Below are 21398 nucleotides of genomic sequence, written 5' to 3'. Positions count from 1 at the left end.
AAGCGTGTTGTTGCCCTAACCTTGGACTCATCGATTGCACAGCTAGTACTCCAGTTGTAGATCGCGATCTTCATGTCCGGTCGACTTAGCATTGATAGTGGCTGGCCTGAGATCTGGCCTGGTGGCGGCATCGCCAGCGGGACCAGACGAAACGGTGGGCCGCGTCATGGACGGACTGGACGATGATGGTCATGAATACCGCTGGATTTCGTTGCAGGACTGCGGGATCAGGTCGGTGGGGCCGGCCACTGTGGGCGCTTCTCCCTACCCGCCTTCGACTCCATGAGTCATCCACCATGCCTGGCCTGACCTACTTTGACAGGGCATGGGGGTACACCTCCGAGTACAGGGGTCAATTCGCGCCACCAAGCTGACTTCCGGCCCTCTTCTCGAGAGTGATGGACTGGTGCCGCTCCGTGATGCGACGCTCTGGCCGGGTCGGTATTGCGCCGGCAAGCAAGGAGAGGCCATGACTGAGCCCGGATCCACCGGTTGATGTGCGGCGGTGACGTTGCCGGGAACGAGGAAGTGCCCTGTGACCTGCGATGATGGGAGTTCTCACGCTTCCAGCACGCACGACCAACAGGGCACTTCTGAGATGCAATCTTCCCATGCCGCGGCGAAGGTCTCCGCACGGTTCGATGATCCGAATCTGATCGCGTACGGCGGGCTCGCGCCGCTGGTGCGCCTGGCCGAGCGGTGCGGCCTGCCCGGCCTGGTCGGCGAGATGATGCGGCTGCCGGCCTCGAAGAACGGCACCGGTTCCTTCCCGGCCGCCAAGTCGATGGCGCTCATCGCGGGCATGGCCGCGGGCGCGGACAGTATCGACGACATGGACCGGCTGCGGCACGGCGCGATGCGGCGCCTGTTCACCGGGGTCCGCGCCCCGTCGACCCTCGGCAGCTTCCTGCGGTCCTTCACCCACGGGCACGTGAAGCAACTGCACGCCGTCGCCCGCCGGTTCCTGCCTCGCCTGGCCGCGCACACCCCGCTGCTGCCCGGCGCCGACACGGTCGCCTACCTCGATCTGGACGACACCATCAAGCCGGTCCACGGCTATGCCAAACAGGGCACCGGTTACGGATACAACAAGGTCAAGGGCCTGAACGCGCTGATCGCGACGCTGTCCACGCCGCTGGCCGCCCCGGTGATCGCCGCAACCAGGCTGCGCAAGGGCAGCGTGAACTCGGTGCGCGGAGCCGGTTCGTTCGCCGCCGAGGCGGTCCGCACCGCCCGCGCGTCCGGTGCGACCGGGATGCTGACCGTGCGGGCGGATGCGGCCTACTACGCCGCCGAGGTGATCGCCGCCTGCCGCGCGCTCGGCGCCCGCTTCTCCGTCACGGTGCGGATGAACGCCTCCGTCAAGCAGGCCATCGCCGCTATCGACGAGACGGCCTGGACGCCGATCAAGTACCCCAAGGCGGTGTGGGACAGCGAGGAGGAACGCTGGATATCGGACGCCGAGATCGCCGAGATCGAGTACACCGCCTTCACCTCGAAACCGAAGAAGCAGCAGGTCACCGCCCGTCTCATCGTGCGACGCGTCAAGCGCCTGAACCCCGCGACCGTGCCCGGGGGCCAGGGCGAGCTGTTCACCGCCTGGCGCTACCACGCCGCGTTCACCGACAGCACGCTGCCGCTCATCGACGCCGAGCGTGACCACCGGCGCCACGCGATCGTGGAACAGGTGATCTCCGAGCTGAAGAACGGCCCGTTCGCACACGCCCCCTCGGGCAGCTTCCAGGCGAACGCCGCCTGGCTCGCGCTGGCCGCCCTCGCCTTCAACCTGACCCGCGCCTGCGGAACGCTCGCCGGCACCTTTCACGCCCGCGCGACGTGCGCGACCATCCGTGATCACCTGGTCAACGTGCCCGCCCGTCTGGCCCGTTCGGCCCGCCGGCTCACCCTGCACCTGCCCGAACGCTGGCCCTGGCACGACGCCTTCGAAGCCCTCTTCAACACCTTGCACACCCCGCCCCAACCGACCTGACCTGCCCGTATCTGACCCGCCCGCCAGGGCCCGAGAGCTGTGGACATGTGGAAAAGCTGGGCAGACCAGCGGCCACCCCATGCCCGCCGCCAGACGCATCGCCTCGATCACCGAAAACGATCACTCACGAAACGAGCCGGTGGATCCGGGCTGAGACCACGCCCGACGCAAAAGGACCGGCCCCGGTTCAGCTCACACCTGAAACAGCGGTTCCGGCGCCGATCTCGGCTGACGAGGTCAAGCCCGAAGACGTGGGCACACTGTCGATCGAGTACCGCGACAGCAAGCCCGTGATCGTCGTTAGCGGAGGTAAGTACCTTCCGGCGGGGCTCATGGTCGTGAACGAGTCTGGGCCTGTTGCGATGTACAAGGCAGAGCTTGTCGCCGCGCGCGTGGCCACCTGGCCCACGAATTTGATCGTTTTCGACAATTACCGGTGATCATCGGTGTGTGAAGACAGAAGATCAGACGGTGGCCGCGGGTCACAGTATAGATCCTGCCCGTTGGCAGGAGGCGTTCGAGGCCCTGATGGGCCGTATTGCGGGACGGTTCGTCCGGGTGGAACCCCGGCGCCGGGCACGGGCGTTCGTGCTCGGGTTGTTGTCGGGCCTGCCGCGCAAGAACTGCTGGACGCTCGCCGAGCATGCTGGGGACGCGGCCCCGTACGGTCTGCAGCACCTGCTGTCGAGGGCCAGGTGGGACGCCGACGCGGTACGCGATGACATCCGCGGCTTCGTCGTTGAGTACCTGCACCACGAGGACGCGGTGCTGGTCGTGGACGAGACCGGCGACCTGAAGAAGGGCACCGGCACGGTGGGCGTGCAGCGCCAGTACACCGGCACCGCAGGCCGCATCGAGAACAGCCAGGTCGCCGTCTACCTCGCCTACTCAACCCCGCTCGGGCACGCGGCGATCGACCGGGAGCTGTATGTTCCGCGCTCCTGGACCGAGGACCCGGCCCGCTGCCGGGCCGCCGGGATACCCGACGCCGTCGGCTTTACCACGAAACCCGCCCTCGCCGCCCGCATGATCGGCCGCGCCCTGGATGCCGGCGTTGCCGCATCCTGGGTGGCGGGCGATGAGGTCTACGGAGGCAACCCGCATCTGCGGACCGAGCTGGAGAGACGCGAGACCGGCTACGTGCTCGCCGTAGCCTGTGACCACCAGATCGCCACCCGAGCGGGCAAGCTCCGCGCCGACGCCCTGGTCAAGATGCTGCCGAAGCGGGCCTGGCAGAAACTCTCCGCTGGTGCCGGCGCCAAGGGGCACCGCTTCTACGACTGGGCCCTGGCCGACATCGCCGACGACCGGCCGGGCCACCGTCAGCTGCTCGTCCGCCGCAACCGGCGCACCCGTGAACTTGCCTTCTACCGCTGCTACTCGGCAATCCGGGTTCCGCTGTCCACTCTGGTGCGGGTCGCCGGGCGCAGATGGACGGTCGAGGAGACCTTCCAGTCCGGCAAGGGCCTGGCCGGACTGGACGAGCACCAGGTCAGACGCTGGACGTCCTGGCACCGCTGGGTCACCCTCGCGATGCTCGCCCACGCCTTCCTCACCGTCGTCCGCGCCGACGAACATGCCCGCCACTCGAAGCCGGACGGGCTGATACCGCTCACCTGCAACGAGATCCAGCACCTGTTCACCGCGCTCGTCGTCCGGCCCGTCCACGACGCGGCTCACCGGCTCGACTGGTCCCACTGGCGACGCCGCCACCAGGCCCGATCCCAGGCCAGCCACTATCAGCGACAAGCCGCCCAGACATGAAGATCGCGATCTACAACTGGAGTACTAGGGGGAGCAATGCCTGATCCGATCACGACTGGCCTCGTATCCACTGCAGGTTCCGCTGCTGGGCGCGCTGTAGGCCCGCTCCTACTCGGAGGTGCTCGATCGCGTCTTGAGCGACGGGCAATCAGAAAGCGAGCGGCTACTGTAGAACTTCACGGTGCAGACGATATTAGCAAAGCGCTAGTAGGGCTTTCGGCTGTAGACCGGGAAAAAATTCTCGGGTTTATGAAGTCTGCCGAGTTCGAGAACCTGTGCTTCGAGGTGGCTGTTGCTGCTTGCATGCCAGGCAATCCAGAAGCGCATTTGGAGGTTCTGAAGAACACCATGGAGACCTCGCTCCGTAGATATAGTGGAGTGGAGGATGGAAAGACTCGCTTGATCGCAGAGACCCTCTTTTCTGAAGTGGCTGCTATCTCATGGAGTGAGGTGAATCGCCACCAAAAAGATAGCGGAATTTCGAAGCGTAGCCTTACTCCAGAAATCGTTGCATCTCACATCGCTTCGGCAGCAAGGAATGCGGAACTGCATCGGAGAATCGCTAGCCTAGTCGATATTGACAGATTCTCGACTCGGCTTTCCCAGCAGTGCGCCAGAATTCATGGTCGAATCAGGCCTGCCCAAACAGAATCGGGTGCTCGGGTAAAGTTCGAGGATCTGTACGTGCCGCCAACCTTGGCAGTCGGCGATGAGGATCCAGGGGATGAAGGATTCTCTGATGCTCGAACTCTGCTCCGGGAGACTGGCAGACTTGTTGTTCTAGGGGACCCTGGGGGCGGGAAGACCACTCTCGCGCTGAAACTAACCATCGATGTCGCGAGAGGTTTGGGAACGGGGGCGGCGCTACAAACGCCGCTGCGAATCGTTCTTCGAGAATATGCGAGCCATTACAAGTCCAACCAGGAGTCAATCATTGACTTCCTCGAAAAGCAGTGTAAGGCCGATTACTCTACCCCAGCCCCAGAGGGGGCAATAGATTACCTCTTGCTAAATGGTAGGGCCGTGGTAATTTTTGACGGCTTGGACGAACTGACTGACACTAGCCTGCGTGCAGCAATCGTTGATGCCGTAGAGGCTTTCACTCACGCGTACCCCACGGCCCCGATCCTGGTAACCTCTCGCAAAGTAGGTTACGAAATGGCCCCGCTTGATGAGAGCCTTTTCTTCGTAACGCATCTTTCTCCTTTCAATGGCGCGCAGCAGAAGCAATATGTGAAGAAGTGGTTTCTGAACGTCAGGGGGTCGGCGCAGGAAGAGGGGATGGCTGACAGATTTCTTTCTGAATCCTCGCATGCAAGGGATCTGACTTCGAACCCCCTGATGTTGGGCCTCATGTGTGCTCTGTACCGGGGAGAGGGGTATATTCCTCGAAATCGCCCAGATCTGTACCGCAGATGCTCGGAATTCTTGTTCGAGCGTTGGGACGCCTCTCGCGGGATAACAATCCCGAAGCCATTTGAACGCGGTATCCAGTTCGCAATGTTTAGTTTGGCGTTGAGTATGCTCCGCAATCAGGGCGAGGGTGGTGGAATGACGGAGAGGGAACTTGTCCGCTACACCTCTGATTATCTACTGGGCCAGCAGTATGAGGACCGTGACACCTCTGACGCTGCAGCAGAGGCTTTTGTGAAGTATTGCAGAGGGCGGGCCTGGGTGCTGACAGATGTCGGTACGAACCCAAACGGAGAGCGCATCTATTCGTTCACTCACCGAACTTTTCTGGAATACTTCTCTGCCAGGCAGTTGGTTCGTAATAGTGGAAATGTTGATTCCCTGTATCAGGAGCTACACGCCCATCTGGTGAACGAGTCATGGGACGTTACTTCCCAGTTGGCCGTGCAGTTCTTGGACGAGCGATTGGGCGACGCGGCCAATGACTTCGTCAGCATGGCGCTCAGCGAGTCGGAGTGCACTTCTGAGAGGAGGAAGAAGTCCGCGTTGATCTCCTTCTGTGCACGACTTCTAGAGTTCATCACGCTCCGCCCCTCTGTGGTGCGTGAGGTTGTTTCTGCCCTGTTGCGCCTGACCATACAGAGCTATCAAGGCCTATCCGAAGACCAGGGTGCAGTACCGGCCTCTCATAGACGCGACCTAAAAGTACTTAATGCTGCATGGGCTGGGGTTTGCTTGTGCGCTCCCGAAACGCGGACTGTGGTCAATGACGAGCTGATGAAGTCGCTGGCATCCGGTGATCATGGATTCGATGAGCTGAGGCTTGCGATTTCAATGGCAGACTTTGTGCCTCGCCACGCGAGTTTGGAAGTCCGGAGATTCTGGGCTGATCAAGATAGGAAGAATGCTAGTCAGATCCCACTCGTCGACCTAGCACGGCGAGATATTCGAGCCGCAGCGGTCGCAGTGCTATTTGGTTTGGTGGAGGCCGCGCAAGCGGTGAGCTGGCATGGGGCATCCGTCATGACCGAACAGAAATTGGCTCCGCATGGTACGGGAGGACCTGAAAATGTCCTGCATGAGCTTGGCTATCCCGGATTGCGGTGGAATCATGAGGAAAGTGGCCGCATTGCAGGCGAAGTAGTCAGTGCACTGCTCCCTGAGCAAACGCCATGGATGGAGGGCAGGCAGAGTTTTATCACCTACTCTTCGCGCCTTCCTCTTGATCCGAACAACACCGCATGTCAGCTCTTGGGTTGGATGCTTGGGATGGAGCTCGAAGCGGACGAAAGAAATAGTTCTGAGGAAGACCGGGACGGTGAGATTCTCGCGGACTTCGGCGCCCATGAGCTATTCGCACGCGTTGCAAAGGCTCACCGGAGGGGCGTATACGACTCCGGATTGGATAAGTATCGTGCGATGTTTACTCCCGAGTTCTTTGATTTCGTTTGCAGATGGTGTAAGGGCGAGTTTTCGCTATCAACTCCAGATTCGTATGAAGGTTAGAATTTTACGGCCGGTAATTCGCTGCAACACCGACCGTTCCAGTCGAGGTATCCACTCAGACTGCTGTAGGCGCCTGCATGCTATGCGCGTGGGAATGGGTGCCGGCCGGGCTGGAGCTGGACGGAGGCAGGAGCGCCGGCCCGGCGGGGTCGGGCCGCGCGGGGAGCGAAGCGAGCCGCCTTGAACCAGTAAAGAAAGTTGTAGCTCAGCTGATCTGCGGGTGATTTGCCGGGGCTGACTGCTGGACATGCGGTTGCCAGAGTCGGTGTTGATAGAGCTGTGAAGGGTCGGATGGCAGACCGTCATGGCGACGGCGCGACCGGTTGGAGTTGACGGCAGTGCTGACGGCAACGACGTCACACGGACGCACATGATCGCTGGCTTGGGCGATCGGATTAGGAGGCCGTTGGCAGCCCTCACGGCAAGCTGCCCGATCCTACGGATCAGAAGGTTGCAGGTTCGAATCCTGCCGAGTGCACACAGATGAGAGGCCCCCTGGACATCGTCCAGGGGGCCTCTGACATCAGCGGGTGCTATCAACGTCCCCGGCCGAACCGATCACGCGGCGGGATTCTCCTCGGACCGCTGTCCCCCGTCCGGGTCGACGTCGTCGAGTTCATGGCTGCCCCCACCGGTCCGGGGGTGCGCGCGGTACCGGCCGTCGCCGGCGAGCTCGGGGCGTACCGCTGGGGGGCGGCACCGGCCTGACTGAGCCAATGCGGCCGAATCGCGGTCTGTCAGAACCGTGCACCGGCGCTCACACTCGGGCGTATGGGGGCGACAGGGGACGTTCCGGGGTCGGTCTGCCGGGGTTGCGGTACGGGCGATGGTGCGCGGGCGCGGTGGCGGGTCCGGCCCGGGGCCCCGCTCTGCGACGCCTGCTGGAACCGGATGGCGAACGCCCTGGCCGAGGACGAGGGGGCCACCGCGGCCCCGTGGCCCGATCCGGACGCCGAGGACATGAGGTGGATCGAGCCGGCCACCTGCCGGAGGTGTGGTGGCGCGCTTCGGGTGGTGCCGACGGACTACGACCGCTGGATCGGCCTGTCGGCCACTGAGCTGCCCGTCGACGACGTTCCCCCGCGCTTCCGTTGGCGGCTGGTGTGGACGGCGGGGGGACTCGTCGCCGTCCGGCCCCGGGGGGCCGATGCACTGCGCGGCGGTCCGGTGTTTCCCGACCACCGGATGGTGTGCCCCGCCGAGGATGCCTCGGCCGGCCCCTGAGGGACGTGCGCTCGGGCCAGGGGGCGGAGATCGGCGGATGCGGTCTGTCGGGGCAGGCCGTCGGCCGGAGTATGCGGTGGGCCGGGGCCCGCGCGGGTGGCGCAGACTGGGCGTCCCGGGAGGTGCCGGGAGTCGTCGGGCGGGAGCGTGCGCGTGGTGTGGCGGTGTGCCGGGTTGCGGTGGGAAGGCGGTGCTCCCGGACTGAGGTGGGAGGGCGGGCGGGTGTCCCGGCTCGGGTACGGGCGACCGCTCGGGTTCCGGGCCGTCGGGTCGCGCCGTTGCCCCGGCGCCCGCGGCAATCCCTGCCCGCTCGCCGCGACCGTGCCCGCGCGTGCCACGGGCGGCACGTGTCCCGAGTGCGGGCGGCTGGACCGGCTGCGTTCGGTGGCCGCGGACACCGCCGTGGACGACCCGCGGCCGTACCGCGTCTATCTCGCCTGGTTCGGGCCCGGGATGGTCAAGGTAGGGATCACCGCGGAGGCGCGCGGTGACGCCCGGCTGCTGGAACAGGGGGCCGTCGCCTTCTGCTGGCTCGGCCGTGGGCCGCTCATGGCCGCGCGACGGACCGAGGAACTGCTGCGACACGCGCTGAAGGTCCCCGACCGCATCCCCTACGCGCGCAAGCGCGCCGTCCGGCACGAGCTTCCGCCTCCGCCCGTACGTGCCCGCGAGATCGAGGACCTGCACTGTCGGGCCGTCGGTCTCGCCGGATGGGCCGAGACCCTGGAGCCGTCGGAGATCCGGGTGTTCGACCACGGCGAGGCGTTCCGGCTCGACGGGCTGCCGCCGCTGTCCGGCACCGTCGTCGAACTGGCCGACGGCGGCGCCGTCACCGGGCGCCTGCTCGCCGCCGCCGGTCCCGACCTGCACCTTCTCGACGGCGAAGGGCGCGTGCTGGCCCTGGACACCCGGCTGATGAACGGCTGGGGACTCGTCTCCGCCGCTCCCGGCGAGGCCGTGTCCGTGCCGGTGCTCGGGTGCGCGGCGCAGCGCCAGGACGGGCTCTTCTGACGGCGACGGGGTGACCGTAAAGACTTGGAAGCCTTTCGGCGGACCCGTGGACAGGCCCGCCCGCCGCGGCCCAAGGTGATCCACATGCCCCCGAGACCACCGGCGGTCCCGGAACCGCCCCGCCGCACCGCCGTCTTCGCGTCCTTCCGGCCCGACGCCCTGGAGGGAGCGGCCGGGGCCTCCGGTCGGGATGGTGACAGCCGTGACAGCCGTGACAGCCGTGACAGGGACAGCCGGGACGGTGACAGTCATGACGAGGGATGAGCAGCCCCGGGACGTCGTGGAGCGCCTCGGCCTCCCCGGACTGATCGACGTCCACACCCACTTCATGCCGCAGAACGTCCTCGACAAGGTCTGGGCCTACTTCGACGTCGTCGGACCGCTGACCGGACTCGAGTGGCCCATCGTCTACCGCGAGGAGGAGGAACGCCGGGTCGCCCTGCTGCGGGAGTTCGGGGTCCTCGCCTTCACCTCGATGCTCTATCCGCACAAGGCCGGGATGGCGCGGTGGCTGAACGGCTGGGCCGCCGACTTCGCCGCCCGCACCCCCGACTGCCTGCACACGGCCACGCTCTATCCGGAGCCGGAGGCGACCGCGTACGTCGGCCGGGCGCTGGACGACGGGGCCCGGGTCTTCAAGGTGCACCTCCAGGTCGGGGCCTTCGACCCCAACGACGCGCTGCTCGACACCTGCTGGGGGACGATCGCCGACGCGGGGGTGCCGGTCGTCATCCATTGCGGTTCCGGGCCCGCGCCGGGCAAGTTCACTGGTCCGGGGCCCGTGGCGCGGCTGCTGGCTCGCCATCCCCGGCTGCGGCTGATCGTCGCGCACATGGGGATGCCCGAGTACACCGACTTCCTCGACCTCGCCGAGCGGTACGAGGGTGTCCGGCTCGACACCACGATGGCCTTCACGGACTTCAGCGAACGGCTCGCGCCCTTCCCGGTCGCCGAGCTCCCGCGGCTGCGGGCGCTCGGCGACCGGATTCTGCTGGGGTCGGACTTCCCGAACCTCCCTTACCCCTACGTGCACCAGCTGCACGGTCTGGAGCGGCTCGGGCTCGGGGACGACTGGCTGCGGGCGGTCCTCCACGGGAACGCGGCGGAGCTGTTCTCGCCGGCCACCGGCCGATAGGGGCCGCCCGCCGCCGCCACCCACCGGCCGATTCCTGCCGACCGCCGGACTGCCGACCGCCGGCCGTTCGGTGCCGGCCCTTCGGTGCCGGGTGGAGATACGGGGGCGCCGGGGCGTTCTCAGGGAATTCACAGGAAAGCGAAAGGGCGCTTTCAGTGCCGCCGGACAGCGTGGCACCATGACCGCCACCACGCCGCACCGCCGCACCGACATGCTCCGGCCCGACGGTTCCGCTGTCCGCGTCCTCGTCGTGGACGACGAGGCGTCGCTCGCCGAACTCCTTTCCATGGCCCTGCGCTACGAGGGCTGGCAGGTCCACAGTGCCGGCGACGGCGCCGGCGCCCTGCGGACGGCGCGGGAGTTCCGCCCCGACGCGGTGATCCTCGACATGATGCTGCCCGACATGGACGGCCTGGCCGTGCTCGCCGGGCTGCGGCGGGAGCTGCCCGAGGTGCCGGTGCTGTTCCTGACCGCGAAGGACGCCGTGGAGGACCGGATCGCGGGGCTCACGGCGGGGGGCGACGACTACGTCACCAAGCCGTTCAGCCTGGAGGAGGTCGTGGCGCGGCTGCGCGGTCTGATCCGGCGTTCCGGTGCCGCGCAGGCACGCAGCGAGTCGCTGCTCGCGGTGGGCGACCTGACCCTGGACGAGGACAGCCACGAGGTCACCCGCGGCGGCGCGTCGATCCACCTCACGGCCACCGAGTTCGAACTGCTGCGGTATCTCATGCGCAATCCGCGCCGGGTGCTCAGCAAGGCGCAGATCCTCGACCGGGTGTGGTCCTACGACTTCGGAGGTCAGGCCAACGTCGTCGAGCTGTACATCTCCTACCTGCGCCGGAAGATCGACGCGGGACGCCCGCCCATGATCCACACCAGGCGTGGCGCCGGGTACCTCATCAAGCCGGGGGAGTAGCCCCGATGGCCTCCCCGTCCCCGAGCTCCTCGTCCCCACGGCACCCGGCTCCGGAGACCACCGCCTCCCCGCCGCTCCCCTCCGCCGCGGTCCCCGCCCGCGGGGTTCCGTCCGGCGCGGCCCGGCGGTGGCTGCCGCGCGGCCGGCCGTGGTCGCTGCGGACCCGGCTCGTGGTGTCGGCCGTCGCGCTCATCGCGGTCGTCGCCGCCGTCATCGGGACGGTCACCACACTCGCCTTCCGTTCCTACCTGTACGACCAGGCCGACCGGCAGCTGCAGAGCGTCTCGGACCGGGCCGCCGGTCCGCCCGCGGCACTCGGCGGGCCGCAGGGCCCGAAGGACCCGCGCACCCCGCTCGGCTTCGTCGTCGGTCCCGCCACCCCGCTCGGAACCCTCGGGGCGGAGGTCGTGGACGGTGAACTGAGGGGTGCCGTGGTCTTCAACCGCACCCAGGAGACGATCGACGGACCGCTGGGCGAGGCCACGTCCCTGGACGAGGCGCAGCGCGCCGCCCTCGCCGCGGTTCCGCGTGACGGCGAGCCCCACACGGTCGAACTGCCGGGCGGTCTCGGCGACTACCGGGTGGAGTACGCCTCCGGCGGGCGCGGGGACTTCCTGACCGGAATACCCCTCATGGAGGTCCAGGACTCCCTCTCGACCCTGATCCTCGTCGAGGTGAGCGTCACCGGTGCCGGTCTCGTCGCCGCCTCCCTCGCGGGCGGGGCCCTCGTCGGGATCGCGCTACGGCCGCTGCGCCGGGTCGCCACGACCGCCACCCAGGTCGCCGAAATCCCCCTGCACAGCGGCGAGGTGGCGCTCGACCAACGGGTGCCGGAGGCCGATCCGCGTACCGAGGTCGGTCAGGTCGGCGCGGCTATCAACCGGATGCTCGACCACGTCCACTCCGCCTTGGACGCCCGCCAGCAGAGCGAGACCCGGGTCCGCCGGTTCGTCGCGGACGCCAGCCACGAACTGCGCACGCCGCTGGCCTCGATCCGCGGCTACGCGGAGCTGACGCGGCGCGGCGGGGAGGAGTGCGGGCCCGACACCCGGCACGCGCTGGGCCGGATCGAGTCCGAGGCCACCCGGATGACGGGGCTGGTGGAGGATCTGCTGCTGCTCGCCCGGCTGGATGCGGGGCGCCCCTTGTCGTACCGGGGAACCGATCTGGCGCCGCTGCTGGTGGACGCGCTCTCCGACGCGCGCGCCGCCGGGCCCGGTCACCGCTGGCGGCTCGAACTCCCGGACGCCGCCGTGTCCGTGGAGGCCGACGAGGCCCGCCTGCACCAGGTGCTGGTCAATCTCCTCGGCAACGCCCGCACTCACACGCCGCCCGGCACCACCGTGACGGCCCGGGTCCGCGGGGACGGTGACCGTGCGGTGCTGGAGGTCGAGGACGACGGGCCCGGCATTCCCGAGGGTCTGCTGCCCCACGTCTTCGAGCGTTTCGCCCGCGGTGACGCGTCCCGCGCCCGGCAGGCGGGCGGCGGGAGCACGGGGCTGGGCCTGGCCATCGTCCGGGCGGTCGCCCTCGCGCACGGCGGTGAGGTGGACGTCCGCAGCCGGCCGGGCGCGACCGTGTTCGCGGTGACCCTGCCCGTCCGCGGGCCGGGCGGCCCCGGCGCGGAATCCGCCGCGCCGGCCGACTCACAGGCGGGGCACAGGCTCATCACACGGCCGTGACAGCGGCTGCGGCGAGTGTCTGTGTCATGCGAACCCAATCGACAACGGGACCCACGCCCGGCACACTTCCCGCCCGGGAACACCTGCCGGTGGGCGCGGCCGGGCGGCCCGTCCTCGACGTGGTGATTCCCGTTTACAACGAGGAGAAGGACCTGGAGCCGTGCGTCCTGCGGCTCCACGAGCACCTCTCCCGCACCTTCCCTTACGGCTTCCGCATCACGGTCGCGGACAACGCCTCCACCGACAGCACGCCGGTGGTCGCGGCGGGCCTCGCCGGCGAGCTGCCCGAGGTGCGGTCCGTCCGCCTGGAGCAGAAGGGGCGCGGCCGGGCGTTGCGCACGGTCTGGTCCCATTCGGACGCGCCGGTCCTCGCCTACATGGACGTGGACCTGTCGACGGACCTCAACGCGCTGCTGCCGCTGGTGGCGCCGCTGATCTCGGGTCACTCCGACCTGGCGATCGGGTCCAGGCTGGCGCGGTCCTCACGGGTCGTGCGGGGGCCGAAGCGGGAGTTCGTCTCCCGGGCGTACAACCTGATCCTGCGCGGCTCGCTGGCCGCCCGGTTCTCCGACGCGCAGTGCGGGTTCAAGGCGATCCGGCGGGAGGTGGCGGAGCGGCTGCTGCCGATGGTCGAGGACTCCGGCTGGTTCTTCGACACGGAGATGCTGGTGCTCGCCGAGCGGGCCGGGCTGCGGATCCACGAGGTTCCCGTCGACTGGGTCGACGACCCCGAGTCCAGTGTCCACATCGTGCGGACGGCGAGCGAGGACCTGAAGGGTGTCTGGCGGGTGGGCCGGGCGCTCGCGACCGGCTCGCTGCCGCTGGACCGCCTCGCACGCCCCTTCGGGGACGACCCCCGGGACCGGGGGCTGGCCGGGGTGCCGCGTGGTCTGGCCCGCCAGCTGGTCGGCTTCTGTGTGGTGGGCGCGCTGTCCACCCTGTTCTACCTGGCGCTCTACTCGCTGTTCCGTACGGCCGCCGGTCCTCAGCTCGCCAACGCCGCCGCCCTGCTGGTCTCCGCGGTCGTGAACACCGCGGCCAACCGGCGCCTGACGTTCGGCGTGCGGGGCCCGGACCGCGCGGTCCGCCACCAGGCGCAGGGGCTGGTCGTGTTCGGTATCGGACTCGCCCTGACCAGTGGCTCGCTGGCCGCCCTGGGCGCGGCCACCGGCGATCCGGCGCACTCCACCGAGCTGGCGGTCCTGATCACCGCCAACCTCGCCGCGACCGTGCTGCGCTTCCTCCTCTTCCGCCTCTGGGTCTTCCCGGACTCCGACTCCACGGCAAGGACCTCCCGATGACCTCGACGACTTCCACCCGGCCCGTCCGGCCGTGGCCCGCGCGGCTCTGGCGCGGGCGGCCCGACGACGCCCCCTGGGCGCGGCCCGCGTTCCTCGGCCTGCTGCTGGTCACCGCCGCGCTGTACCTGTGGAACCTGAGCGCCTCCGGCTACGCCAACTCCTACTACTCGGCGGCCGTCCAGGCCGGCAGCGAGAGCTGGAAGGCGTTCTTCTTCGGTTCGCTCGACGCGGCCAACGCCATCACCGTCGACAAGCCGCCGGCCGCGCTCTGGCCGATGGCGCTGTCGGTCCGTTTCTTCGGACTCGGGTCCTGGCAGATCCTGGTGCCCGAGGTGCTGATGGGCGTGGCGACCGTCGCCGTCCTGTACGCGGCGGTCCGGCGCAGGTTCGGTGCGGGGGCCGGCCTGATCGCGGGCACGGTGCTCGCGCTCACGCCGGTGGCCGCGTTGATGTTCCGCTTCAACAACCCGGACGCGCTGCTCGCGCTGCTGATGACGGTCGCCGTCTACTGCGTCCTGCGCGCGCTGGAGAAGGACGGGAAGGCGTGGCTGGTGGGCGCGGGGGTCGCGTTCGGTCTGGCGTTCCTCGCCAAGACTCTCCAGGCGTTCCTGATCCTGCCGCCGCTGGCCCTGGTGTACGCGGTGTGCGGGCCGGCCGGGCTGGGCCGGCGTTTGGGCCGGCTGGCTCTCGCGGGGGGCGCGATGGTCGTGTCGGCCGGTTGGTGGGTGGCTCTGGTCGAGCTGTGGCCGGCGTCCTCCCGGCCGTACGTCGGCGGCTCGCAGAACAACAGTTTCCTCGAGCTCACCTTCGGCTACAACGGCCTCGGTCGGCTGAACGGTGAGGAGACCGGGAGTGTGGGCGGCGGGGCGCGCGGCGGCGGTGTGCCCGGCGGTGCCGAGACGGCCGGTGGGGCCGGTATGCCGGGACGTGGTGGCGGTGGCTGGGGCGAGACCGGCGTGGGGCGGATGTTCAACGACTCCATCGGCGGACAGATCTCCTGGCTCCTGCCGGCCGCGTTGATCCTGTTGGTCGCCGGTCTGCTGGTCACCCGGCGGGCGTCGCGCACGGACACGGCCCGTTCCGCGTTCCTGGCCTGGGGTGGTGCGCTGCTGATGACGCTGGCGGTGTTCAGCTTCATGGCCGGCATCTTCCACGAGTACTACACGGTGGCCCTGGCCCCGTACATCGCGGCGCTGGTCGGCATGGGTGTGGGCGTGCTGTGGGAGGAGCGCACCCGGTTCGCCGCCTCGGCGGCGCTCGCGGTGACGGTCGCGGTCACGGTGGTGTGGGGCTGGGTGCTGCTCGGCCGGACGCCGGAGTGGCTGCCGTGGCTGCGCTGGACGGTGCTGATCGCGGGGGCGGTCGCGGCGCTCGGGCTGCTGCTCGCCGGACGGGTGGACCGTCGTCTGGGGCTCGGGGTCGCCGGTCTCGGTCTCGCGGCCGGTCTCGCGGGGCCGTTTGCGTACACGCTGGCGACGCTCGACGAGGGCCATCAGGGCTCGATCGTGACGGCGGGCCCGGCGGGCGGCGCGATGGGCGGCCGGGGGCCGGGTGGCGGTGGCCGGATGCCGATCGCCGGCGGCGCCGGCCAGGACGGTCAGGGCCGCCAGGGCGGTCAGGGCGGTCAGGACGGGCGCGGTCCCGGCGGTGGGTTCCCGGGTGGCCGGAACGGCGGGAACGGCCAGAACGGTGGTCAGTTGCCGGGCGGTCAGCTGCCCGGTGGTCCGAACGGCCAGGGCCCTGGCGGTCAGCTGCCCGGTGGTCCGAACGGCCAGGGCCCCGGTGGTCAGCTGCCCGGTGGCCAGGGGCAGGACGGCGGTCGCGGTCCCGGCGGCGCCGGCGGGCTGCTCAACAGCGCGAAGGTCGGTTCCGAGGCCAGGGCCGCGCTCCTCGAAGGCGCCGACGACTACACCTGGGTCGCCGCCGCGATCGGCGCCCAGAACGCCGCCGGATACCAGCTCTCCACCGAGAAGCCGGTGATGGCGATCGGTGGCTTCAACGGCAGCGACCCCTCCCCGACGCTCGCCCAGTTCAAGCAGTACGTGGCTCAGGGGAAGATCCACTACTTCGTCGCCGGTGGTGGTGGCGGTGGCAGGGGGCCCGGCGGCGGGACGAGCGCGGAGATCTCCACGTGGGTCTCCGACACCTTCGAGCAGGTCACGCTGGACGGCACCACCTTCTACGACCTGACGCGGAAGAAGTAGCCCGGGCGAGCATTCCCGTACGGCATCGGAGGCCCCTGGTGCGGTGTGCGCGACCCTGTCCCGTACGCCGTGCCGGGGGTGAGCCCTGTCGGCGCCGGCCACCGGTACCGTGCCACCGCCGGGAACGACACGACGGGATACGGCACATCGGGGCGTGACACGACGGAGCGGCGGGCCGTCCCCTGCCCGCCGCTCCGTACCCGACCCGGCCGCGCCTCCGCTCGAAGCGTGGCCGGGAGCCCTGTGTGTCAGTCCTCCCGCGAGGCGCTCGCCGTGCTGCCGCCGCCCTTGAGGGCGACCTCCTTGATGAACAGGGTCACGAGGAAGGCGAGCAGTGCGAAGGGCGCCGAGTACAGGAAGACGTCGGCGACACCGTGTCCGTACGCGCTCTCCATGACCGTGCGGATCGGGGCCGGCAGCTTGTCCATGTCCGGGATGCCGCCGCCGCCCTGGCCGAGTGCGGACCCGGCCTTGGGGCCGAGTGCGGCCAGGCCCTCCTGGGCGTAGTGCGTGACCCGGTGGGCCATGACCGCGCCGAGCGCCGAGACACCGACCGCGCCGCCCAGCGAGCGGAAGAAGGTGACGACGGACGAGGCCGAGCCGAGGTCGGACGGGGCGACCTGGTTCTGCGTGCAGAGCACGAGGTTCTGCATCATCATGCCCAGGCCCAGGCCCATGACGCCCATGAAGACGGCGATGTGCCAGTACGCCGTGTCGTAGCGGATCGTGCCGAGCAGGCCGAGGCCGCCGGTCACCAGCGCGCCGCCCGCGACCAGCCACGCCTTCCAGCGTCCGGTCTTCGTGATGACCAGGCCCGAGACGGTGGAGGAGACGAACAGGCCACCGATCATGGGGATGGTCAGGACGCCGGACATCGTCGGCGACTCGTTCCGGGCCAGCTGGAAGTACTGGCTGAAGAAGACCGTGCCGGCGAACATCGCCACACCCACGAAGAGGGAGGCGAGCGAGGCGAGGGTGATGGTGCGGTTGCGGAAGAGCCGCAGCGGGATGATCGGCTCGGACGCCCGCGACTCGACGAGCACGAAGAGGGCGCCGAGGAGGACCGAGCCGCCGACCATGACGACCGTCTGCCAGGACATCCAGTCGTACTTGTCACCCGCGAAGGTCACCCAGATGAGCAGGAGCGACACCGCGGCACTGATGACGAAGGCGCCCGTCCAGTCGACCCTGACCCGACGCTTCACCACGGGGAGCTTCAGGGTCTTCTGGAGCACCAGCAGGGCGATCAGCGCGAAGGGCACGCCGACGTAGAAGCACCAGCGCCAGCCGAGCCAGTCGGTGTCGGTGATGACACCACCGAGCAGCGGGCCGCCCACGGTGGCCACGGCGAAGGTCGCGCCGAGGTAGCCGCTGTACCGGCCGCGCTCCCGCGGAGCGATCATGGCGGCCAGGATGATCTGGGAGAGGGCGGTCAGGCCGCCGACGCCGATGCCCTGGACGACGCGGCAGGCGATGAGCATGCCGGTGCTCTGGGAAAGACCGGCGACGACCGAGCCCGAGACGTAGATGATCAGGGCTATCTGGACGAGCAGCTTCTTGGAGACGAGGTCCGCGAGCTTGCCCCACAGCGGCGTCGTCGCGGTCATCGAGAGCAGCGCCGCGGTGACGACCCAGGTGTAGGCGGACTGGCCGCCGCCGAGGTCGGTGATGATCTGCGGGAGGGCGTTGGAGACGATCGTCGAGGACAGGATGGCGACGAACATGCCGAGCAGCAGCCCGGACAGCGCCTCCATGATCTGCCGGTGCGTCATGGGGGCGCCGGCCCCGTGACCGGTGTCGCCGTCCCGCACGCCGACGTCGGACGTGGTCGTAGCCATGGAGTTCCTTTGTTCCGGAGTTTCAAGCGTGGGGGGCCCGGCAGTCCCCGAAGGAGTCGCGGAGGCGGGCCAGCAGTGTGGTGAGCAGTTCGACGTCGTCGTCGGACCACTCGGCGAGGGTGCGGGCGAATGTCTGTGTCACCCGCTCGTTGAGTTCGTCGAGCATGTCCCGGCCGGAGGCCGTGAGCCGCAGGATCCGGGAGCGCCGGTCTCCCGGGTCCGGCAGGCGCTCCACCCAGCCGTGCTCCACGGTGTGGGCCGCATGACGGCTGCACACCGACAGGTCGACCGCCATGAGCTCGGCGAGCCGGCTCATGCGCATGTCTCCGTGATGGTGGAGGAGCGCCAGCACGGCGGCGGACGCGCCCTGGCACTCGGCGGGCAGGACGCGCGCGACACCGCGTTTCACGGCGCCGATGGCGCTCACCTGGCGGGCGAGGTTCTCGTACCGGTTCTGCGTCTCCAACGGGCACCCCATGCATGTTGTTGCTTAGGGCAACCATAGAGATGGATGGTTGCTTCAGGCAAACTAAATCGGTCAAACGCCGCTAAAGAATCGGCAAAGCACGACCGAGGCGAGGCTCCCGGCAGGGGAAGAATCCCTGGAACGGACCCGGGGGTGGGCGGGGGTTGGGGGCGGAACCCCCGGTTCGCTAGGGTCCTGCCCCATGGCACACAATCCCCACGCACCGCAGGGTCAGGGCCCCGAAGGCAACTACGACCCCTCCGGCAACACCCAGATGTTCCGCGCCTTCGTCGATGAGGGTGCCCCGCAGCCCGGTCGGCAGGCGGCCCCCTCGACCGGCCCACGGGTCGGACTCATCGTGGGCGTGATCGCCGTGATCGCCGTCCTGGCGGGCGTGGCCTGGCTGGCGCTGGGCTGACGGATTCCCCCGGACGACCGGGAGGAGCGCCGCCGGCACCCGCGGGCTCCTCCCGCGGACCGGAGTGCCGGGGGCGTGCGGCCCGAAATACGCGACCCCGAGACGTCCGGCCGAAGACGCACGGCCCCGAAGGGCCGTTCAGTCCTGGAGCCCGGCGACGAAGACCGCCCAGGCCGGGCCGGGGATGAGCAGGGCGGGGCGCTCGGGGGCCTTGCTGTCACGTACGGGGACGAGGCCGGGGAACCCGGGGGCGACTTCGAGGCAGTTGCCACCGTCGCTGTCGCTGTAGCTGCTCTTGATCCAGGTTGCGGCGCTCGGTTCGTGCAACTGCATGCTGCCCGTATCCTTCCATCACGTCGCGGATCAGAGCAGCGGACTCCAGGGCTGACAGAGCGTCCGCTCTCAACACATCATAGGTCTGGCTGTGTCGTGCGAGGGTGGCCGGAGCATCGCTGAAATGCCCTCGGTCAAGGGACTCCGAGTACACCCAGAACGCCCCGTCGGGGAGCGTGATCAGCGACATCGACGTCTTGGGGCGGATGAGCTCGCCGAGACCCGTCGGGGCCACGTGAATACGGATGTTGGGCAGCCTGCCGACTCTCAGGAGATGTCCGCACTGCGCATGCATCAGGGCCGCATCACTCACCACGTTCCGCAGGCAGCTCTCGTCCAGCACCGCCAGGTACAGCGGCCCGTCCTCCGCGAGGAACCGTTGCTGGCGGCTGAGCCGGGCCCGGACGCGTTCCTCCAGCTCGTTTCCGGTGGCCGCGCGGGAGAACAGCGCACGCGCGTACTCCTCCGTCTGCAGAAGCCCCGGGATCACCTGCACCTGGTACTCCCGCAGGGCGACGGCCTGCGCGTCCATCTCCGCGCGTCGCCGGAACCAGTCCGGGTGCTCCACCTCCGGGTACCAGTCGATCCGGCCCCACAGGCGCAGCAACACCCCGCCCGTCCGTAGCAGTTCGTCGCAGGTCTGGGCGAACGCGTCCTGCGGCACCCGTGTCCCCGCCTCCACCCGGGCCACCTGCGAGCGGTCGCAGGGGATCTGGCGCGCGAGGCCGTCCTGCGTCAGCCCGGCGGCCTCCCGGAAGTGCTTGAGCAGCTCCCCGAAGACACCCGCCGTCGTGGCGGCCGGGCCCGTCTGGGCGTTTCGTCGGCTCACTCCGTCTCCCTCGTGACAGTGGGCCCTTGGCACGCCGTCGGCGTTGTGACCGCTCGTTCCATTGAGCAACGCTTGAGCCACACGGAGTAGTCGCCCGATCGGGTGAGGAGCTGAGGAATGTCAGGGATGGAGCGCGGGGGGCTGGTCTACGACCCCGTCGCCCGCAGGGTCGGCGAGTACCGGGGGCCGGCCGGGCCGTACGCCATGCTGCGGCCGGTCGGTGGTGGGCGGGAGTGGCAGGCCGACCCGGGTCGGGTGCGGCCTGCCACTCCGGCCGAGCGGCTGAGCGCCGGGGTGCGCGCCGCCAACGCGCGGGCCGGTGTCGCGTACGACCTGAGCCGGCCGCCCGTTCCCGCGCCCGGCTGTACGGAGTGCGCGGGGCTGGTCGAGGAGCGGGCCGCCGCCCGGTCGCGGTGTGACTGGAGTGCGGAGACGGACGCGAACGTGCTGCTGCGCCGGCATCTGGCGGGCGCGCACCCGGGAGCGGGCCTCGGCTGACGCGGCACGGGTCACCGCCAGGTCGCCGTGACCCCGCGGGTGTCGACGTGCATCCCCAACGGCACCCGCCAGGAGTCCAGGCAGACGGTGTACGTCCGGGTACGTGTGGCGCCCGCCGCGATCGGGGCGGGCAGGGGCTGCGAGGAGGTGACCGTCGCCCAGTCGATTCCGAGCGATCCGATGACGTGCGTGGCGAAGGTGACCGTGCCCGAGGCCGCCGAGGAGCCGCCGGTGTTGTGGAAGGCGACCGTGACGCGCTCGCACCACCGCTTGTCCGCGGCCGTGCGGATGGGCGCCGAGACCGTGAGCGCGGCCGGGACGGGAGGCGGCGCCGGTGACGTGGTGCCGGGACTCGGCGGGGCGGTCGCCCCGGGCGGGCTGGTGCCGGGGCGGGACGGAGCGGACGGCGCTGAAGTCCCCTCTCCCGGGCGGGTGGTGGTCTCCCGGCCGCCGGAGGTCGATGTGGATCCACCCGGTCGCGGCCCGGAGTCCGTGTCCGACCGTGACCCCGCGCCCCGGCCTCGTCCGGGGGCGTCCGAGTCCGGGGCGGTGGAGGCCCCCGGCGGTCGTGGGCCCGTGGGCGAGGCTCCGGAGGCGGTCCCGCCGGCCGACGGACCGTCCAGCGGGACCAGGGTGACCGTGCCCGACGGTGGGACCGTGCCCTTCGGGTAAGCGCCCGCGCCGACCGCCGCGTAGCCCTCCCCGCCGCCTCCGCCGCAGGCGGTCACCGCCCCGCCGAGGCAGAGCGCGACCACCGCCAGAAGTGACCTCTGCCGCCGCATGGACGCCAGTGTGACTGACGAACCATCAGCAAGGAAGGCTACGTGCTCACTTCAGGGTCCCGACTGTAGGAGCTCGGCTTCAGCGGAC

The 21398-nt window shown here is 69.2% G+C and carries 15 protein-coding genes and 2 pseudogenes; 12 read left to right on the top strand and 5 right to left on the bottom strand.

What is annotated here, in order from left to right:
- Window positions 1-598 precede the first annotated feature (598 nt).
- From OG393_RS14805 to OG393_RS14760, 10 genes and pseudogenes are all read left to right on the top strand, one after another.
- Window positions 599-1990 (top strand): IS1380 family transposase, encoded by a 1392-nt coding sequence (locus tag OG393_RS14805; protein WP_327372736.1) that lies wholly within the window; start codon window positions 599-601, stop codon window positions 1988-1990.
- A 528-nt stretch (window positions 1991-2518) separates the two neighbouring features.
- Window positions 2519-3754 (top strand): IS701 family transposase, encoded by a 1236-nt coding sequence (locus tag OG393_RS14800; RefSeq protein WP_327378430.1) that lies wholly within the window; start codon window positions 2519-2521, stop codon window positions 3752-3754.
- A gap of 36 nt (window positions 3755-3790) precedes the next feature.
- Entirely contained in the window at window positions 3791-6673 is a 2883-nt protein-coding gene (locus OG393_RS14795; RefSeq protein WP_327375121.1) for an NACHT domain-containing protein, read from the top strand.
- Between the two features lie 891 nt (window positions 6674-7564).
- Complete coding sequence (locus OG393_RS14790; RefSeq protein ID WP_327375120.1) at window positions 7565-7897, top strand: DUF6083 domain-containing protein; 333 nt, start codon at window positions 7565-7567, stop codon at window positions 7895-7897.
- Window positions 7898-8050: 153 nt separating this feature from the next.
- On the top strand, window positions 8051-8908 hold the full coding sequence (locus tag OG393_RS14785; RefSeq protein WP_327375119.1) for a DUF2797 domain-containing protein: 858 nt from the start codon (window positions 8051-8053) through the stop codon (window positions 8906-8908).
- A gap of 250 nt (window positions 8909-9158) precedes the next feature.
- Entirely contained in the window at window positions 9159-10043 is an 885-nt protein-coding gene (locus tag OG393_RS14780; RefSeq protein ID WP_327375118.1) for an amidohydrolase family protein, read from the top strand.
- Between the two features lie 178 nt (window positions 10044-10221).
- Window positions 10222-10881: pseudogene (locus OG393_RS14775) on the top strand (response regulator transcription factor); the annotation flags it as partial.
- On the top strand, window positions 10821-12641 hold the full coding sequence (locus OG393_RS14770; RefSeq protein ID WP_442817310.1) for a sensor histidine kinase: 1821 nt from the start codon (window positions 10821-10823) through the stop codon (window positions 12639-12641). The pseudogene OG393_RS14775 and the gene OG393_RS14770, both read left to right, overlap by 61 nt.
- Window positions 12642-12667: 26 nt before the next feature.
- Complete coding sequence (locus tag OG393_RS14765; RefSeq protein WP_327375115.1) at window positions 12668-13942, top strand: bifunctional glycosyltransferase family 2/GtrA family protein; 1275 nt, start codon at window positions 12668-12670, stop codon at window positions 13940-13942.
- Window positions 13939-16146: an ArnT family glycosyltransferase gene (locus tag OG393_RS14760; RefSeq protein ID WP_327375114.1), complete on the top strand. Its 2208-nt coding sequence runs from the start codon at window positions 13939-13941 to the stop codon at window positions 16144-16146. The genes OG393_RS14765 and OG393_RS14760 overlap by 4 nt, the downstream gene beginning before the upstream one ends.
- A 248-nt stretch (window positions 16147-16394) precedes the next feature.
- On the opposite strand, the gene OG393_RS14755 is transcribed toward OG393_RS14760, so the two are convergent.
- Together OG393_RS14755 and OG393_RS14750 are read right to left on the bottom strand one after the other, a co-directional pair.
- On the bottom strand, window positions 16395-17984 hold the full coding sequence (locus OG393_RS14755; protein ID WP_327375113.1) for an MDR family MFS transporter: 1590 nt from the start codon (window positions 17982-17984) through the stop codon (window positions 16395-16397).
- A 22-nt stretch (window positions 17985-18006) separates the two neighbouring features.
- Window positions 18007-18462 carry a MarR family winged helix-turn-helix transcriptional regulator gene (locus tag OG393_RS14750; RefSeq protein WP_442817309.1) on the bottom strand — a complete coding sequence of 152 codons (456 nt, stop codon included), beginning with the start codon at window positions 18460-18462 and terminating at the stop codon, window positions 18007-18009.
- A 190-nt stretch (window positions 18463-18652) separates the two neighbouring features.
- Here OG393_RS14750 and OG393_RS14745 point away from each other — a divergent pair, with 190 nt between their 5' ends.
- Window positions 18653-18868: a hypothetical protein gene (locus tag OG393_RS14745; RefSeq protein WP_327375111.1), complete on the top strand. Its 216-nt coding sequence runs from the start codon at window positions 18653-18655 to the stop codon at window positions 18866-18868.
- Window positions 18869-19006: 138 nt separating this feature from the next.
- On the opposite strand, the pseudogene OG393_RS14740 reads toward OG393_RS14745, so the two are convergent.
- Both OG393_RS14740 and OG393_RS14735 read right to left on the bottom strand, forming a co-directional pair.
- Window positions 19007-19117 (bottom strand): annotated as a pseudogene (locus OG393_RS14740) (DUF397 domain-containing protein); the annotation flags it as partial.
- Window positions 19086-20030 (bottom strand): helix-turn-helix domain-containing protein, encoded by a 945-nt coding sequence (locus OG393_RS14735; protein WP_327375110.1) that lies wholly within the window; start codon window positions 20028-20030, stop codon window positions 19086-19088. The gene OG393_RS14735 and the pseudogene OG393_RS14740, both read right to left, overlap by 32 nt.
- 126 nt (window positions 20031-20156) lie before the next feature.
- Here OG393_RS14735 and OG393_RS14730 point away from each other — a divergent pair, with 126 nt between their 5' ends.
- Complete coding sequence (locus OG393_RS14730) at window positions 20157-20528, top strand: hypothetical protein (RefSeq protein ID WP_327378429.1); 372 nt, start codon at window positions 20157-20159, stop codon at window positions 20526-20528.
- 11 nt (window positions 20529-20539) lie between these two features.
- Here OG393_RS14730 and OG393_RS14725 read toward each other — a convergent pair whose 3' ends face one another.
- Window positions 20540-21310: a hypothetical protein gene (locus OG393_RS14725; RefSeq protein ID WP_327375109.1), complete on the bottom strand. Its 771-nt coding sequence runs from the start codon at window positions 21308-21310 to the stop codon at window positions 20540-20542.
- Window positions 21311-21398 lie beyond the last annotated feature (88 nt).

Origin of the sequence: Streptomyces sp. NBC_01216, from assembly GCF_035994945.1 — a bacterium.
GTDB lineage: Bacteria > Actinomycetota > Actinomycetes > Streptomycetales > Streptomycetaceae > Streptomyces.
The sequence above is the reverse complement of the archived record's forward strand: the minus strand, read 5'-3'. Positions and strand labels throughout refer to the sequence as shown.

Bases quoted from the DNA above. Each gene is read 5' to 3' on its own strand.
- OG393_RS14805 (WP_327372736.1), top strand. From the start codon at position 599: ATGCAATCTTCCCATGCCGCGGCGAAGGTCTCCGCACGGTTCGATGAT.
- OG393_RS14800 (WP_327378430.1), top strand. From the start codon at position 2,519: ATGGGCCGTATTGCGGGACGGTTCGTCCGGGTGGAACCCCGGCGCCGG.
- OG393_RS14795 (WP_327375121.1), top strand. From the start codon at position 3,791: ATGCCTGATCCGATCACGACTGGCCTCGTATCCACTGCAGGTTCCGCT.
- OG393_RS14790 (WP_327375120.1), top strand. From the start codon at position 7,565: ATGGCGAACGCCCTGGCCGAGGACGAGGGGGCCACCGCGGCCCCGTGG.
- OG393_RS14780 (WP_327375118.1), top strand. From the start codon at position 9,159: ATGACGAGGGATGAGCAGCCCCGGGACGTCGTGGAGCGCCTCGGCCTC.
- OG393_RS14765 (WP_327375115.1), top strand. From the start codon at position 12,668: ATGCGAACCCAATCGACAACGGGACCCACGCCCGGCACACTTCCCGCC.
- OG393_RS14760 (WP_327375114.1), top strand. From the start codon at position 13,939: ATGACCTCGACGACTTCCACCCGGCCCGTCCGGCCGTGGCCCGCGCGG.
- OG393_RS14755 (WP_327375113.1), bottom strand. From the start codon at position 17,984: ATGGCTACGACCACGTCCGACGTCGGCGTGCGGGACGGCGACACCGGT.
- OG393_RS14750 (WP_442817309.1), bottom strand. From the start codon at position 18,462: ATGGGGTGCCCGTTGGAGACGCAGAACCGGTACGAGAACCTCGCCCGC.
- OG393_RS14745 (WP_327375111.1), top strand. From the start codon at position 18,653: ATGGCACACAATCCCCACGCACCGCAGGGTCAGGGCCCCGAAGGCAAC.
- OG393_RS14730 (WP_327378429.1), top strand. From the start codon at position 20,157: ATGGAGCGCGGGGGGCTGGTCTACGACCCCGTCGCCCGCAGGGTCGGC.
- OG393_RS14725 (WP_327375109.1), bottom strand. From the start codon at position 21,310: ATGCGGCGGCAGAGGTCACTTCTGGCGGTGGTCGCGCTCTGCCTCGGC.